17 protein-coding genes are annotated in these 12,974 nt (G+C 60.8%); 9 read left to right on the forward strand and 8 right to left on the reverse strand.

Annotated features, from left to right (window positions below):
* The first annotated feature begins 92 nt into the window (after positions 1 to 92).
* The gene (locus tag AC0J41_RS27170; RefSeq protein WP_025112333.1) at positions 93 to 737 is read left to right on the forward strand and encodes a dual specificity protein phosphatase family protein; all 645 of its coding nucleotides are present in this window, start codon (positions 93 to 95) and stop codon (positions 735 to 737) included.
* Between the two features lie 45 nt (positions 738 to 782).
* Here AC0J41_RS27170 and AC0J41_RS27175 read toward each other — a convergent pair whose 3' ends face one another.
* Positions 783 to 1,067 (reverse strand): YheV family putative zinc ribbon protein, encoded by a 285-nt coding sequence (locus AC0J41_RS27175; RefSeq protein WP_166222224.1) that lies wholly within the window; start codon positions 1,065 to 1,067, stop codon positions 783 to 785.
* Positions 1,064 to 3,142 carry an oligopeptidase A gene (gene prlC, locus AC0J41_RS27180; RefSeq protein WP_473014071.1) on the reverse strand — a complete coding sequence of 693 codons (2,079 nt, stop codon included), beginning with the start codon at positions 3,140 to 3,142 and terminating at the stop codon, positions 1,064 to 1,066. Before prlC ends, AC0J41_RS27175 begins: the two co-directional genes overlap by 4 nt.
* Positions 3,143 to 3,204: 62 nt before the next feature.
* Here prlC and AC0J41_RS27185 point away from each other — a divergent pair, with 62 nt between their 5' ends.
* Positions 3,205 to 3,750, forward strand: a complete 546-nt coding sequence (locus tag AC0J41_RS27185; protein ID WP_025112336.1) for a gamma carbonic anhydrase family protein — start codon at positions 3,205 to 3,207, stop codon at positions 3,748 to 3,750.
* Positions 3,751 to 3,778: 28 nt separating this feature from the next.
* Positions 3,779 to 4,429 (forward strand): HAD family hydrolase, encoded by a 651-nt coding sequence (locus AC0J41_RS27190; protein WP_473014072.1) that lies wholly within the window; start codon positions 3,779 to 3,781, stop codon positions 4,427 to 4,429.
* A 93-nt stretch (positions 4,430 to 4,522) separates the two neighbouring features.
* Here the strand turns inward: AC0J41_RS27190 and AC0J41_RS27195 are convergent, their stop codons facing one another.
* Positions 4,523 to 5,605: an aminopeptidase gene (locus AC0J41_RS27195; RefSeq protein WP_473014073.1), complete on the reverse strand. Its 1,083-nt coding sequence runs from the start codon at positions 5,603 to 5,605 to the stop codon at positions 4,523 to 4,525.
* Positions 5,606 to 5,663: 58 nt separating this feature from the next.
* Here AC0J41_RS27195 and AC0J41_RS27200 point away from each other — a divergent pair, with 58 nt between their 5' ends.
* Positions 5,664 to 6,086, forward strand: a complete 423-nt coding sequence (locus AC0J41_RS27200) for a PA0061/PA0062 family lipoprotein (protein ID WP_473014074.1) — start codon at positions 5,664 to 5,666, stop codon at positions 6,084 to 6,086.
* 40 nt (positions 6,087 to 6,126) lie between these two features.
* The gene (locus tag AC0J41_RS27205; protein ID WP_025112340.1) at positions 6,127 to 6,546 is read left to right on the forward strand and encodes a PA0061/PA0062 family lipoprotein; all 420 of its coding nucleotides are present in this window, start codon (positions 6,127 to 6,129) and stop codon (positions 6,544 to 6,546) included.
* 6 nt (positions 6,547 to 6,552) lie between these two features.
* Here the strand turns inward: AC0J41_RS27205 and AC0J41_RS27210 are convergent, their stop codons facing one another.
* Both AC0J41_RS27210 and AC0J41_RS27215 read right to left on the reverse strand, forming a co-directional pair.
* Positions 6,553 to 6,792 carry a DUF1161 domain-containing protein gene (locus AC0J41_RS27210; RefSeq protein ID WP_025112341.1) on the reverse strand — a complete coding sequence of 80 codons (240 nt, stop codon included), beginning with the start codon at positions 6,790 to 6,792 and terminating at the stop codon, positions 6,553 to 6,555.
* Between the two features lie 225 nt (positions 6,793 to 7,017).
* A complete protein-coding gene (locus AC0J41_RS27215) occupies positions 7,018 to 7,449 on the reverse strand; it encodes an OsmC family protein (RefSeq protein ID WP_473014075.1) in 432 nt (143 codons plus the stop codon).
* A 240-nt stretch (positions 7,450 to 7,689) separates the two neighbouring features.
* On the opposite strand from AC0J41_RS27215, the gene AC0J41_RS27220 reads away from it, so the two are divergent.
* Positions 7,690 to 8,691 carry an LLM class flavin-dependent oxidoreductase gene (locus AC0J41_RS27220; RefSeq protein WP_025112343.1) on the forward strand — a complete coding sequence of 334 codons (1,002 nt, stop codon included), beginning with the start codon at positions 7,690 to 7,692 and terminating at the stop codon, positions 8,689 to 8,691.
* Positions 8,692 to 8,862: 171 nt separating this feature from the next.
* Here the strand turns inward: AC0J41_RS27220 and AC0J41_RS27225 are convergent, their stop codons facing one another.
* Both AC0J41_RS27225 and AC0J41_RS27230 read right to left on the reverse strand, forming a co-directional pair.
* A complete protein-coding gene (locus tag AC0J41_RS27225) occupies positions 8,863 to 9,087 on the reverse strand; it encodes a DUF1161 domain-containing protein (protein WP_473014076.1) in 225 nt (74 codons plus the stop codon).
* Between the two features lie 124 nt (positions 9,088 to 9,211).
* Entirely contained in the window at positions 9,212 to 9,427 is a 216-nt protein-coding gene (locus AC0J41_RS27230; RefSeq protein WP_007911688.1) for a dodecin, read from the reverse strand.
* A 170-nt stretch (positions 9,428 to 9,597) separates the two neighbouring features.
* On the opposite strand from AC0J41_RS27230, the gene AC0J41_RS27235 reads away from it, so the two are divergent.
* The gene (locus AC0J41_RS27235) at positions 9,598 to 9,924 is read left to right on the forward strand and encodes an ElaB/YgaM/YqjD family protein (RefSeq protein ID WP_007953918.1); all 327 of its coding nucleotides are present in this window, start codon (positions 9,598 to 9,600) and stop codon (positions 9,922 to 9,924) included.
* On the opposite strand, the gene AC0J41_RS27240 is transcribed toward AC0J41_RS27235, so the two are convergent.
* Positions 9,897 to 10,814: a LysR family transcriptional regulator gene (locus AC0J41_RS27240; RefSeq protein WP_473014077.1), complete on the reverse strand. Its 918-nt coding sequence runs from the start codon at positions 10,812 to 10,814 to the stop codon at positions 9,897 to 9,899. The two genes, AC0J41_RS27235 and AC0J41_RS27240, sit on opposite strands and share 28 nt — an antisense overlap.
* A 114-nt stretch (positions 10,815 to 10,928) precedes the next feature.
* Here AC0J41_RS27240 and trpB point away from each other — a divergent pair, with 114 nt between their 5' ends.
* The gene (gene trpB / locus AC0J41_RS27245) at positions 10,929 to 12,161 is read left to right on the forward strand and encodes a tryptophan synthase subunit beta (protein ID WP_025112346.1); all 1,233 of its coding nucleotides are present in this window, start codon (positions 10,929 to 10,931) and stop codon (positions 12,159 to 12,161) included.
* Positions 12,161 to 12,973, forward strand: coding sequence for a tryptophan synthase subunit alpha (gene trpA / locus AC0J41_RS27250; protein ID WP_025112347.1), 813 nt, complete (start codon positions 12,161 to 12,163; stop codon positions 12,971 to 12,973). Before trpB ends, trpA begins: the two co-directional genes overlap by 1 nt.
* Position 12,974: the final 1 nt, after the last annotated feature.

Genomic DNA, 12,974 nt, shown 5'->3' on the forward strand with positions numbered 1-12,974 from the left:
CGATTCTTTGACAAGTGGCTCACAGGGCTTTGACTGGCAGACGTGGAAGCTGCGAGGCCTTTCATTGATGAATCCCGATACGGTCAACCAGCATGTCCCGAGTGCGCCTGTTTCCTGCTTTGTGTTTGTCGCTTGTTGCCCTGCTGCACTTGATGCCGGCCCAGGCTGACGCCGCTGTGCCATCGCGTCCCCCTGAGTGGGCGCAACCGGTGGAAGTGCAGTACAACCTGTTCCAGATGTCGCCAACGCTCTACCGCAGTGCCCTGCCGAACAGCGGCGCGGTGCCATTGCTGAAGAATCTCAAAGTGGCGACGGTGATCAACTTCCTGCCGGAAGCTGACAGCAGCTGGCTGTCCGAGCCGGGCATCAATCAAGTGCAACTGCCTTATCGCACCAACCACGTCGATGACGCCGATGTGCTCAAGACCTTGCGCGCAATTCAGAGCGCCGAAGCCAATGGTCCGGTGTTGATGCATTGCAAGCATGGTTCCGACCGCACTGGCCTGATGGCGGCGATGTACCGGATTGTGGTGCAGGGCTGGAGCAAGGAAGACGCGCTGAATGAAATGACTCAGGGTGGTTTTGGTGAGAGCGGCCATTTCAAGGATGGTGTGCGCTATGTGATGCAGGCTGACGTCGACAAACTGCGCACCGCCCTGGCCAATGGCGATTGCAGCACCAGTGCCTTTGCCACCTGCTCGATGAAGAGCTGGTTCCAGTCGGTCAACCTCAAATAAGCCATACCCTCCACGGCATTGCGCCGTGGAGGGTTATTCGCCGGCTCAGTCTTCGGACTTTTTCTTCAGTTTCGGATTCGGGAAGAACTGTACGGCCTGGACGGTCTTGTCCGGCGCCGGCTTGAGCGCGCTGGTATTGACCCGCGTGCCCAGTTCCTTGGGAACCGATAACCCCTGCTCGTTGAGCGTATCCGAGTAACCGCAGGCCACACATTCTCGGTGCGGCACGCTGTCCTCGTTCCACATCATCAGTTTGTCCGGCTCGCTGCACGCCGGGCAGACGGCCCCGGCGATAAAGCGTTTCTTGGTAATCACAGGCCCCTCACTCATGCTGCCGCGTCCTCACTCAGGCCGCTGTGGCGCAAGAGTGCGTCAATCGATGGCTCGCGGCCACGGAAGTCGACGAACAGCACCATCGGTGCCTGCGAACCGCCACGCGCCAGAATCGCTTCGCGGAAGGCGCGACCGGTCTCGGCGTTGAGCACGCCGTCTTCTTCGAACTTCGAGAAGGCATCGGCCGACAGCACTTCCGCCCACTTGTAGCTGTAGTAACCCGCCGCGTAACCGCCGGCAAAGATGTGCGCAAAGCTGTTGGGGAAGCGGTTGTACGCCGGTGGACGCATCACCGACACCTCGTCCCGCACGCCCTCCAGCACTTGGGCAACGCTGCGACCGTCGCCGTGGGTGGCGTGCAGCTCGAAGTCGAACAATGAGAATTCCAGCTGGCGGACCATCATCAGCCCGGACTGGAAGTTCTTCGCCGCGAGCATTTTTTCCAGCAGGTCCTGCGGCAGTGGCTCGCCGGTTTCGTAGTGACCGGAAATCAGCGCGAGGCCTTCCGGCTCCCAGCACCAGTTTTCCATGAACTGGCTTGGCAACTCGACCGCATCCCAGGCCACGCCATTGATCCCCGACACACCCGCGTGATCAACGCGGGTCAGCAGGTGATGCAGGCCATGACCGAATTCGTGGAACAGGGTGGTCACTTCATCGTGGGTCAGCAGCGCAGGCTTGCCGCTGTCGGCCGGGGTGAAGTTGCACACCAGGTTGGCCACCGGGCTTTGCAGCACGCCGTCGACGGTGCGACGACGGTCGCGGGCGCCGTCCATCCAGGCACCGCCACGCTTGTTGGCGCGGGCGTAGAGGTCGAAGAAGAAGCGGCCGACGTGCTGGCCGTTTTCCTTGATCTCGAACAGGCGCACGTCCGGGTGCCAGGTATCGAAGCCTTTCAGTTCGGCGATTTCGATGCCGTAAAGACGCTGGACGATGGCGAACAGACCGCCGAGGACTTTATCGATCGGGAAGTAGGCGCGCAGGGTTTCCTGAGCGACGCTGTAACGCTGCTCGCGGAGTTTTTCCCCGTAGAAACCGCTGTCCCAGCTTTGCAGATCAGCGCAACCCTGCTCGGCGGCGTAGGCACGCAGCTGCTGCAGGTCCTGCGCGGCGAACGGCTTGCTGCGCTTGGCGAGGTCGCGCAGGAAACTCAGTACCTGATCGCTGGACTCGGCCATTTTGGTCGCCAGGCTCAGTTCGGAGAAGCTGGCGAAGCCCAGCAGTTTTGCCAGTTCCTGGCGCAGGTCGAGGATCTCTTCCATCACCGGGCCGTTGTCGTTCTGGCCGGCGTTCGGGCCCTGGTCCGAGGCGCGGGTGCAGTAGGCCGCGTAGACTTCTTCGCGCAGCGCGCGGTCCTGGGCGTAGGTCATCACCGCGTAGTAGCTCGGGAATTCCAGGGTGATCAGCCAGCCGTCGAGGCCTTTGGCCTGTGCGGCGGCGGCCATTTGTGCCTTGGCCGAATCGGTCAGGCCGGCGAGGGCGGCTTCGTCGCTGACGTGCTTGGTCCAGGCTTGGGTGGCGTCGAGCAGTTGATTGGAGAAGCGGCTGCCCAGTTCGGACAGTTTGCTCTGCACTTCGGCGTAGCGCTTTTGTTCGGCTTCCGGCAGATCAATACCCGACAGACGGAAGTCACGCAGGGCGTGTTCCAGAATAGTCTTTTGCGCCACGTCGAAGCCGGCGGCTTGCGGGCTATTGGCCAGGGCTTCATAGGCCTGGAACAGTTCGCGGTTCTGGCCCATTTCGGTGGAGTAGGCGCTCAGGGCCGGCAGGCACGACTCGTAGGCTTCGCGCAGCTCGGCGCTGTTGCACACGGCGTTGAGGTGGCTGACCGGGCTCCAGGCGGCGCCGAGGCGATCATTGAGCTCGTCCATGGCCAACACCAGGCCGGCCCAGGTCGGGTTCTGAACCTGGGTCTTGAGGATTTCGGCGATGGCGGCGCGGTTGTCGGCCAGGATCGTTTCAATGGCTGGCAGGACGTGTTCGGCACGGATCGTGGAGAACGGCGGCAGGTCGTAGGACTGCAGAAGAGGGTTGTTCACGCTCACGGTTGGCACCTTGGCTGGAAGAAACATGCGCCCATCTTAATTACAATCGACACTCACCGCAGCTATCGGCGACAGAGAGAGAAATTATCGTGCCCCTTCGCAAGTACCAGAATCACACCCCTCGCTTGAGCAAAGGCGCGTTTGTCGACGCCTCGGCGGTGGTGATCGGCGACGTCGAAATCGGCGATGACAGCTCCGTCTGGCCGCTGACCGTGATCCGCGGCGACATGCACCGCATCCGCATCGGCGCGCGCACCAGCGTGCAGGATGGCTGCGTGTTGCACATCACCCACGCCGGTCCGTTCAACCCGGACGGCTTCCCGTTGCTGATCGGCGATGACGTGACCATCGCCCACAAAGTCATGCTGCATGGCTGCACCGTCGGCAGCCGCGTGCTGATCGGCATGGGCAGCATCGTCATGGACGGCGCGGTGGTCGAGGATGACGTGATCATCGGCGCCGGCAGCCTGGTGCCGCCGGGCAAACGCCTGGAAAGCGGCTTCCTGTACGTGGGCAGCCCGGTGAAACAGATCCGCGCGCTGACCGACAAAGAGCGCGCCTTTTTCACCTACAGCGCGGCGAACTACGTGAAGCTCAAGGACCTGCATCTGGCCGAAGGCTACGACACACTCTGAATCGATTTGCGACTGCCCAGGAATTCCCATGCATTACCAGACCGTACTGTTCGACCTCGATGGCACCCTGACCGACCCGCGTGAGGGCATCACCCGTTCCATCCAGTTCGCCCTCGGCAAGCTTGGCATCGATGAGCCGGACCTGACGAAACTCGAGCATTTCATCGGCCCGCCGCTGCTGCAGGCGTTCATGCAGTTCTATGGCTTCGACGAGGCCAAGGCCTGGGACGCGGTGAACTTCTATCGCGAGCGCTTCAAGGTCACCGGCCTGTACGAGAACCGCGTGTTCGATGGCGTCACGCCATTGCTCGAGACGCTTGGCGGTCAGGGGCGGCAGCTGTATATCGCCACCTCGAAGCCATGGGAGTTTGCCCGCGAAATTGCCCGGCACTTCGACTTTGCCAAACACTTCAAGGTGATTTACGGCAGTGAGCTGGACGGTACGCGGACCAACAAGGTCGAGCTGATTGCGCACCTGATCGCCGAAGAAGGCCTGGACCCGGCCAACACCCTTATGATCGGTGACCGCAAGCATGACCTGATCGGTGCGCGCAGCAACGGGCTGGATGCGGCGGCGGTGGGTTATGGGTTTGGCAGTTTTGAAGAATTGAATGCCGAAGCGCCGGCTTATCACTTTGCAACACTGGCCGAGTTGCATCAGGCGTTTTTGCAGCGCTGATCAGATGGCTATCGCGAGCAGGCTCACTCCTACATTTGGAACGCTTCCCCCTGCAGGAGTGAGCCTGCTCGCGATGACGTCCTCCCAATCAACTCAACTGTTTGTATCTGCCAATATTTTCAAAGCCGCCTTACGCTCGGCCGTCGGCAGTTCACCCAGCTTCTCGACCTGCGCATAAAACCGCACCCAATCCCCTCCAACCTGCCTGAACAACGCCGCAAACGCCGGCACCCACTGGTCATACAGCCCAAACGGCAACAACCGTGCATTGTTCAGCGGCATATTCACCCAGGCGTCATAACGCTTGTCCCCGGCCCATTGGCTGTCGCGCATCAATCGATATTCGCGACGAAACTGCTCGAACGCCGCCGCTTTGCGCTCGCGCATCTGTTCGGTCGGCAGTGGCTGGGCGTAAAGCTTTTCCAGCCGTGAGCGCGTTTCCAGCACCAGCTCGATGAATTGGTCGCGCTGCTTGAGCCGCGAGTCAGCGTCCGGCGGCAGACCACGAAACGCCCGCCACTGTCGGGTGCCTTCCTGTTCGACAAACGTGGCGAAGGACTCGTTGAACTCGGTGTCGTCCTTTACATAGAAGCGCTGATGCGCCAGTTCATGAAAGATCAGCGTGGCCAGGCGCTCGTCGCCCCAGCCCATCATCGTGTTGATGATCGGGTCATTGAACCAGCCGAGGGTCGAATAGGCCTCGACGCCGCCAATCGACACATCCATGCCTTGCAGACGCTGGATTGCCGCTTCGCCCCGGGCGGCGCTCTGGCTGTAGTAGCCGCGATAGGCCACGCAGCCGGCAATCGGGAAGCAATGGTTCTGCGGGGTCAGGGAAAACTCCGGGGTGGCGAACACGTTCCACACCACGTACGGCCGGCCGATGTCGGCGTACAGGCGATAGCTCTGGTTGTCCGGCAGATGCAGTTGTTCGCTGGCGAACGCGCGGGCCTTCTGCGACTGGATCAGGTGCGTGCGTAATGTTGCATCGCGGCCGGGGTCGGCGATCACCTTGGCCACCGGCTCGCGCGCCCGCAGCAGTTGCAACTGACCGCTGGCCAACTGGCTGTAATAGCTGACGCTGGAGCAACCGTTGAGCAACAAAAACATCGCACCCGGAAACAAAATCCGAAAAACGCGATCAAGTAACCCATGGCTTGGAAGCGGCCTGATCAAAATAAAAATCCTTTGGAAAGTCTGCCCGCAAGACTATCCCGCCATTTGGAGCTTCGCTATGCGCATGTTGTTGATGACAGGAGGCCTGCTGACGCTGGCCGGTTGTGCCGGATTCGGAATGCCCGACCCTGACCCCTCGCAAGCCTGGATCGATCTCGATGCCCGGCAGCAGGACACGGCGCTGCAAGCGCTGCAGGTCGATAGCCGGACCACGGCCGACAAACGTTATTTCGAGGTGCAGCCCGGCAGCCATGAGCTGAAGGTGCGTTATCAGTTTGCGGTCGAAGCCACCAATATCGGCCCGGATGCCGAGCCGCTGTGGCGTGACTGCCAGTTGAATGTGAAATTCAACGACTTCAATGCCGGTCAGCGTTATCAGCTGCAGGCCGGCAGCATCGGTTTCCGGCCATGGGCGAAGCTCTACGACGAGCAACGCAAGGTGGTTGGCCAGGGCACACCGGCAGGCTGTCAGCGCACTTGATCGGCGCTATGCTTCAGGTCTGAATCCTTGGACGTCCATCATGCGCAAGTTGATGCTGTTGCTCGCGGTCGGCGCTATCGCCGGCTGCCAGACCCCGCTGCCCCCGGTCGATCCACAAATGGCCTGGGTCGATTTCTCGACCCCGACCCCCGGCGGCAAACTGCTCATGGCCGAGCGCCTGGATAACGTACGCCTGACGGATGGCAGGTTTTTCCAGGTCACGCCCGGCAGCCATGAGTTGCGGGTGCGTTTCGACTTCGAAGTGTTCGGCGGCGGTGGCAGTCTGATGACCGGCCCGGTCGAGCGTCTGTGTTACCTGTACATCCGCTACGACCATTTCGAAGCCGGCCAGCGTTATCTGCTGGAAGGGCGTTCGCTGGGGTTCACGCCGAGCGCGCGGCTGTACAACGCCAAACACGAAATCGTCGCCGAGGATCGTGACATGGACTGCCTTAGCTGAGGTGACTCAGTTGCTGTTCTTCTGATAGATGATCGCTTTGGTGCCGTTGTCGCAAGTGCCGACGACCATCGCCACGTCGTGTTTATCGGCCTCTTCCTTGCTGACGATTTCCAGCGTGTAGGAGGGCACGGCGTTGGCCTGGATCTTGACCTCGATCTCGTTCTTCAATTCTTCACAGTCTTTCGGTGCGGCAAGAACCGTTGTGGCCAATGCACTGCAAAGAATCGCCAAGCCAATACGTTTCATAGTTGAAGCTCCCTGGTGCAGCGCGCACGGGCGTGCGCTGAAGCTGCTGTCACTTATTCGACCATATTTTTGCAGAGTGGGTTCTGACTTCGCTCACATCTTCAGGTAGTGCGGTGCTTTTTTGGATCGCTTTCGCGAGCAGGCTCGCTCCCACCTTGGACGTGTTCACAACACACACACCCTGTGGGAGCGAGCCTGCTCGCGAATGGTTCAGTCAGCGCCGACTTAGCTGACCAGCGAAGCCTCGAGCGTAATCTTCGCATTCAACACCTTGGACACCGGGCAACCTTCCTTGGCCTTTTTGCTCAACTCGTCAAACTGCGCCTGGGTCGCCCCCGGGATTTTCGCCTTGAGAATCAGCTTCACCGCAGTGATGGCAAAGCCGCCGTCCACCTGGTCCAGGGTGACTTCGGCCTGAGTGTCGATGCTCTCGGCCTTAAGGCCTGCATCGCCGAGAATCATCGAAAACGCCATGGAAAAACAGCCGGCATGGGCGGCGCCGATCAGTTCTTCCGGGTTGGTGCCCTTGCCGCCTTCGAAGCGCGCCTTGAAACCGTAAGGGGCTTCTCTGAGGACGCCGGTTTCGGTAGAGATCGAGCCGATGCCGGTTTTCAGATCGCCTGCCCAATGCGCGGATGCTTTCTTCACGATAGCCATGTCTGCCTCCTCAAGATCTGGCGCGGAACGCCGCGCCGTCGTGGTTTTTGCTTGCAAGGCTTCTGAGGATAGACGCCGGGTCAAAGTTCAGCTCAGGTGAATCGTTGACTTTTTTAGTAGGATTTTTCCCTCAGCTATTGAAACTCGGGTATATGCCCTTATTGCACAGAACACGCTTATGAATTCGGCAGGTTTTCGTTCGCAAGAAAAAACCTGCAGACCACTCGGAGACGCAGGTTTATGAAGCAACTGTCCGACGTAAAGTTTTCCACCCTTGACCTGGTGCCGGTGCGCGAGAACGGCAGCCCGGCGCAATCGCTGCGCAACTCGCTGGACCTGGCGCAGCATGTCGAGAAATTCGGCTACACCCGCTTCTGGGTCGCCGAGCACCACAACATGGACGGTATCGCCAGCTCTGCCACCTCGGTGCTGCTGGGCTATCTGGCCGGTGGCACCTCGACGATTCGTGTCGGCTCAGGCGGGGTGATGTTGCCCAACCACGCGCCGCTGGTGATCGCCGAGCAGTTCGGCACCCTTGAGAGCCTGTATCCGGGGCGCATCGACCTTGGGCTGGGCCGTGCACCGGGCTCCGACCAGATGACCGCCCGCGCCCTGCGTCGCGAACGCTCCGGCAGTGCCGATGATTTCCCGGAAGACGTCGCCGAACTGGTGCGCTTCCTCGGCCCGCGTACCCCGGATCAACGGGTGATCGCCATGCCCGGCACCGGCACCAATGTGCCGATCTGGTTGCTCGGCTCCAGTCTGTTCAGTGCGCAACTGGCCGGTGAGCGCGGTTTGCCTTACGCCTTCGCCTCGCACTTCGCCCCGCGCTTCATGCATGAGGCGATTCGCGTCTATCGCAACCACTTCAAGCCGTCAGCGGTGCTCGACAAGCCGTACGTGATGCTCGGTGTGCCGCTGGTTGCAGCGGACACCGATGAGCAGGCGGATTACCTGGCGACTTCGGTGTATCAGCGCATTCTCGCGCTGATGCGTGGACAGAGTCTGGTGCAGCGTCCACCGGTGAAAAGCATGGACGGCCTGTGGCTGCCCCATGAGCGTGAGGCGGTGGGGGACTTCCTCGGCCTGGCGATGGTCGGCAGCCCGCAGAAGATCCGCGCGAAGCTGGAGGTACTGGTTGAGCAGACCCAGGCTGATGAGCTGATCTTCACCTGTGATCTGTATGAGCATGCCGATCGCCTGCATTCCTATGAGCTGCTGGCGCAGGTGATGAAGGGCTGAGACCGTGCATAAACTCCTGTGGGAGCGGGCTTGCTCGCGAAGGCGGACTTTCAGGCGCGAGTGATGTTGGCTGATACGCCGCCATCGCGAGCAGGCTCACTCCTGCAGAGGGAATGTATCGTCCACAAAAAAGCCGACGCCTTCGCGTCGGCTTTTGCGTTTCAGTCGCGATCAACCGCGCTTGTAGACGATTTTCCTGGCGCCGCCTTCACATTTGCCGACGACCTTGCCGCCAGCGGCTGCACCCTTGTCGACAATCTCCAGCGAATACCCGGAAACGCCCTTGGCATCCAGCTTCGCGGCAATTTCGCTTTTCAACTCTTCACAAGGCTTGCCAGCAGCAAACGCGCCACCCGCAAGGCTCAACAAACCTACTGCCAATATGAACTTCTTCATCGGTCGCACTCCCTGGTCGGATTAAAAGAGGCGGGCATCGGGTATCCCGATGCGCTCACCTTGTAGCGCTTTGCCATTCCTATGGCACTCGGCCAGCGCGCAAGTTCAGAAGCGTAGCCCAAACTCAGCTGCTGGCAATCCGGAAGCCGACTTTGAGCGTTACCTGGAAATGCGCAGCCTTGCCGTCCTTGATGTGGCCACGGGTGTCGACCACTTCAAACCATTCCAGATGCTTGATGCTCTTGTTCGCTTCAGCCAGCGCGTTGTTGATGGCGTCCTCGATGCTGCTGGCAGACGAGCCGACCAGCTCGACTTTCTTGTAGGTGTGATGGTCACTCATGGCGATCTCCTTGGCGTTTGGATTTGACGTATGGAATTGAGACTAGCAGTGAATCTGCACTGTTGATTTCGGTGGCCCGGCGCAAGTGAAGTTCAGATTTTCTGCACTTTCTCAAACCGCTGAAGTCCCAAACAACACACGCCACTCATCACCAATGCAGGAGAGCCACCATGGCCAACACCTCTTTACGTAAAGCCTCGTTGCAAAGCATGGAAGCCGAGATCGAGAGTCTGCTCAAGTCGTTGGAAAGCCTGAAGGACGACGCTTCGGACGAGTCGCGCAAGACCCTCAAGGCGCTCAAGGGCAACGCTGAAAGTGCGCTGAAACATTCGCGCAGCCTGCTCAGCGATGCTTATGAAGAAGTCAAAGTGAAAACCCGCGAGACCGGGATCGCCACCCGTGATTACGCTCAGGAACACCCTTGGACCACCGCCGGTGTGGCGGTGGGTGCGCTGGGTTTGCTGGCCGCTTACTTGCTGTTCAAGCGCGGCGAGTGATCCGCCTGGCGCAGCTCGTTCTTGAGCCACTGCGCCAGTTGCCGGGCGCGCCCGTCTGCGGCGCGCTTGGGTAGCCACAACGCCAGTTGCGCAGGGGTTTCGCAGAAGCCCCATGGCGCAACCAGGCGACCGGCCTTCAAATCCTCCGCTACCAGCGGCTGTGGCGCGATCGCCACGCCAAGTCCGGCGACTGCGGCTTCCAGCAAATAATACAAATGCTCAAAACCTTGCCCGAGCTTCAACGCCTTGGCGTCGAGGTGGTTTTGCTGTGCCCAGCTTGGCCAGGCTTGCGGGCGGGACGTGGTGTGCAGCAACGGTTCACTGAACAATGCTGAGGCCGGCGCGGTTTGCAGGCGCTGGAAACCGCTGAACAGCGGGCTCATCACTGGCCCGATGCGTTCTGCCGCCAGCTCGTAAACCTGCATGTCTGCCGGCCATGGCGGTTCGGCGAACAATAACAGGGCATCGAGTCCGGGGCGCCGTGGGTCGAGATCGCCTTCACCGGCGGACAAGTGCAGGCGCAAGTCTGGCAGGTCGGCATTCAAACGGCCCAAGCGTGGAATGAACCAGCGCGCCAGCAGACTGCCGGAGCAGCCGAGCACGAACGGTGCATCGGCGGTGTTTTGCGTCAGCTCGGCACACACACTGCGCAGCCGATCGAATGCCTCGCCGCTGGCGTCTCGCAGGCGAATCCCGGCATCTGTGAGTTTCAGGCCGCGCCCATCCTTGACGAACAGGCTTACGCCCAGATGCTCTTCGAGCACTTTGAGCTGACGACTGACCGCGCCGTGGGTGACGTGCAGCTGTTCGGCTGCCTGACTGACGCTGTTCAGTCGGGCGGTGGCTTCAAAGGCACGCAAGGCGTTCAGCGGGGGAAGGTCATGGCTCATGGTATCTGTGAGTTTTCCTGACAGGTTGTTGCGATCTTATCGGTTTTCAGCCTGGATCGTCAGGGGTAGAGTGGTCGTCATTGTCTTTTGACCCGAATTCACCTGGAGCGACTCATGACCCAGACTTCGAACACTTCCAATCTGCGCAACGGCCCGGACGATAACGGCCTGTTCGGTGCGTTCGGTGGCCGCTACGTAGCGGAAACCCTGATGCCGTTGATCCTCGATCTGGCCCGCGAATACGAAGCGGCCAAGGAAGATCCTGCATTCAAGGAAGAACTGGCCTATTTCCAGCGTGACTATGTCGGACGTCCGAGCCCGCTGTATTTTGCCGAGCGTCTGACCGAGTTCTGTGGTGGCGCCAAGATCTACCTCAAGCGCGAAGAGCTGAACCACACCGGCGCGCACAAGATTAATAACTGCATCGGCCAGATCCTGCTGGCGCGACGCATGGGCAAGAAACGCATCATCGCCGAGACCGGCGCCGGCATGCACGGCGTGGCCACCGCCACCGTTGCCGCGCGTTTCGGTCTGGACTGCGTGATCTACATGGGCACCACTGACATTGAGCGTCAGCAGGCCAACGTGTTCCGCATGAAGCTGCTGGGCGCTGAAGTGATTCCGGTGGTTGCCGGCACCGGCACTTTGAAAGATGCGATGAACGAAGCGCTGCGTGACTGGGTGACCAACGTCGACAGCACCTTCTACCTGATCGGCACCGTGGCCGGTCCGCACCCGTACCCGGCAATGGTTCGCGACTTCCAGGCCGTGATCGGCAAGGAAACCCGCGATCAGTTGCAGGCTCAGGAAGGTCGTCTGCCGGACAGCCTGGTGGCGTGCATCGGTGGCGGTTCCAACGCCATGGGCCTGTTCCACCCGTTCCTCGACGACAAGAGCGTCGAAATCATCGGGGTCGAAGCGGCCGGTTACGGCATCGAAACCGGCAAGCACGCGGCCAGCCTGAACGGCGGTGTACCGGGTGTGTTGCACGGCAACCGTACCTTCCTGCTGCAGGACGACGATGGTCAGATCATCGACGCCCACTCGATCTCCGCCGGCCTCGATTATCCAGGCATTGGTCCGGAACACGCCTGGTTGCATGACATCGGCCGCGTTCAATACACCTCGGTGACCGACGACGAAGCCCTCGACGCATTCCACAAATGCTGCCGCCTGGAAGGGATCATTCCTGCCCTGGAAAGCGCCCACGCGTTGGCTGAAGTATTCAAACGCGCGCCGAACCTGCCGAAGGAGCACCTGATGGTGGTCAACCTGTCGGGCCGTGGCGACAAAGACATGCAGACCGTCATGCACCATATGGAACAGTCCAAGCAGGAGAAACACTGATGAGCCGCCTGCAAACCCGCTTTGCCGACCTCAAAGAACAGAACCGCGCCGCGCTGGTGACCTTCGTCACCGCCGGTGATCCGGATTACGCCACTTCGCTGGCGATCCTCAAAGGTCTGCCGGGCGCTGGCGCCGATGTGATCGAATTGGGCATGCCGTTCACCGACCCGATGGCCGACGGCCCGGCGATTCAACTGGCGAACATCCGTGCGTTGGGTGCCAAGCAGAACCTGGTGAAAACCCTGCAGATGGTCCGCGAGTTCCGCGAAGGCAACAGCGACACGCCACTGGTGCTGATGGGCTACTTCAACCCGATCCACATGTATGGCGTGCCGCGCTTCATTGCCGATGCCAAGCAAGCCGGTGTCGATGGGCTGATCGTGGTCGACATGCCCCCGGAGCACAACGCCGAGCTCTGCGATCCGGCGCAGGCTGCCGGCCTGGACTTCATCCGCCTGACCACCCCGACCACTGACGATGCGCGTCTGCCGAAAGTGCTCAATGGCAGCTCGGGTTTTGTGTACTACGTGTCGGTGGCCGGTGTGACCGGTGCTGGCGCGGCAACACTGGAGCACGTCGAAGAGGCGGTAACGCGTCTGCGTCGGCATACCGACCTGCCGATCAGCATCGGTTTCGGCATCCGCACCCCGGAGCAGGCGGCTTCAATTGCGCGTCTGGCGGACGGTGTGGTGGTGGGCTCGGCACTGATCGACCACATCGCCAATGCGACCACGCCGGAGCAGGCCATCGACGGCGTGCTGAGCCTGTGCTCGGCACTGTCCGAAGGCGTGCGTCAGGCCCGCGTCAGCTAAA

The sequence above is a fragment of the Pseudomonas sp. Arb-4-2C genome (genome assembly GCF_055755015.1).